This window comes from Bacteroides sp. D20 (assembly GCF_003436255.1).
Lineage (GTDB): Bacteria > Bacteroidota > Bacteroidia > Bacteroidales > Bacteroidaceae > Bacteroides > Bacteroides uniformis.
Map to the genome: position 1 here is coordinate 1 of NZ_QSOO01000044.1, position 1,755 is coordinate 1,755.

Sequence of the window (1,755 nt, forward strand, 5' to 3'; positions counted from 1 at the left end):
AGTATTAATAAGGGCTATCCCAAAAGGTCTAAAAGTAAATTTTATCCTTTCTGCAAGTATCTATAGGATGGCAACTGCATTTTTTTCTTTTTGGGCAGCCCTTATTAAAATTTATTCTTATTTTAGGTTATATACATTCATGTCCATTTATGTAAAAAATTCCTGCTGACCTTGTTTATGTCTTGTCAGTCACCATTTGCAAAACCATATTTGACCCTCAAAGAGGCTGAATTTGATAAGTAACTTGCTACATACTCATAATAAGGAGCTAAATAGAACACGAATGGGAAATACACAAATGCTAAACTAAAGAAGATATTGGCCAAAATAAACGCTATACCGAGAGAGAAACTTGATTTTTCAACTTCCTAAAACGGTGTTGTTCAAACATTTCTACTTATTTGTACTTGCCAGTTGAACCTACGCTTCCCTAATAAAATGTCTATGGTAAAAAGTTAAAAAATCCTCCCACTTTTGTTAGATATATTTTTTTGTGTAATTTTGTAATCGTTATGCGGCAGTAATAATATACATATTAATACGAGTTAGTAATCCTGTAGTTCTCATATGCTACGAGGAGGTATTAAAAGGTGCGTTTCGACAATGCATCTACTGTAGTATATTATTGCTTAATCCAAATGAATATTATAAATTTAGGAATTCTTGCTCACATTGATGCAGGAAAAACTTCCGTAACCGAGAATCTGCTGTTTGCCAGTGGAGCAACGGAAAAGTGCGGCCGTGTGGATAATGGTGACACCATAACGGACTCTATGGATATAGAGAAACGTAGAGGAATTACTGTCCGGGCTTCTACGACATCTATTATCTGGAATGGAGTGAAATGCAATATCATTGACACTCCGGGACACATGGATTTTATTGCGGAAGTGGAGCGGACATTCAAAATGCTTGATGGAGCAGTCCTCATCTTATCCGCAAAGGAAGGCATACAAGCGCAGACAAAGTTGCTGTTCAGTACTTTACAAAAGCTGCAAATCCCGACAATTATATTTATCAATAAGATTGACCGTGCCGGTGTGAATTTGGAGCGTTTGTATATGGATATAAAAACAAATCTGTCGCAAGATGTCCTGTTTATGCAAACTGTTGTCGATGGATCGGTTTATCCGGTTTGCTCCCAAACATATATAAAGGAAGAATACAAAGAATTTGTATGCAACCATGACGACGATATATTAGAACGATATTTGGCGGATAGCGAAATTTCACCGGCTGATTATTGGAATACGATAATCGCTCTTGTGGCAAAAGCCAAAGTCTATCCGGTGCTACATGGATCAGCAATGTTCAATATCGGTATCAATGAGTTGTTGGACGCCATTTCTTCTTTTATACTTCCTCCGGCATCAGTCTCAAACAGACTTTCAGCTTATCTCTATAAGATAGAGCATGACCCCAAAGGGCATAAAAGAAGTTTTCTTAAAATAATTGACGGAAGTCTGAGACTTCGAGACGTTGTAAGAATCAACGATTCGGAAAAATTCATCAAGATTAAAAATCTAAAGACTATTTATCAGGGCAGAGAGATAAATGTTGATGAAGTGGGTGCCAATGATATCGCGATTGTAGAAGATATAGAAGATTTTCGAATCGGAGATTATTTAGGTGCTAAACCTTGTTTGATTCAAGGATTATCTCATCAGCATCCCGCTCTCAAATCCTCCGTCCGGCCAAATAAGCCCGAAGAGAGAAGCAAGGTGATATCCGCTCTGAATACATTGTGGATTGAAG

Annotated in this window: 1 protein-coding gene; it reads left to right on the forward strand. The window is 37.3% G+C overall.

The genetic code is table 11. The annotated features are described in order from the left end of the window. Positions 1-638: 638 nt before the first annotated feature. Positions 639-1,755 (forward strand): GTP-binding protein (locus tag DXD78_RS20865; RefSeq protein ID WP_117652962.1); only part of this gene is annotated, 1,117 nt, incomplete at its 3' end.